The sequence below is a fragment of the uncultured Dokdonia sp. genome (assembly GCF_947496725.1).
In the GTDB taxonomy this organism is placed as follows: domain Bacteria; phylum Bacteroidota; class Bacteroidia; order Flavobacteriales; family Flavobacteriaceae; genus Dokdonia.
The window spans coordinates 1-228 of sequence record NZ_CANMDS010000025.1; the positions used below are offsets into that span (position 1 = coordinate 1).

1 protein-coding gene is annotated in these 228 nt (G+C 44.7%); it reads right to left on the bottom strand.

Annotation, left to right across the window (positions count from 1 at the left end; genetic code table 11):
- On the bottom strand, positions 1-228 hold a 228-nt coding region (locus tag Q0948_RS14905; RefSeq protein WP_298354535.1), incomplete at both ends, for a hypothetical protein.

Here is a 228-nt window from a genome sequence, read left to right on the forward strand (position 1 = left end):
ATTAGCTTCTTGCGTACTTAAATCAAATATTTGAAGCCCATCTGTATCATCATCACACAGTGCGTATGGAGTTGCATCTTGGTTAGGCATTGGGGTGTTGAGCACACGCAGGGTAAGCGGTGTAGTGCTGTAACAACCGGCATCGTTAAAAACACGGGCATACACAATTTGCTCAAAAGGCTCATTGTTGATATACATCATATTGTCAAGCTCCTGACCCACCGGTGC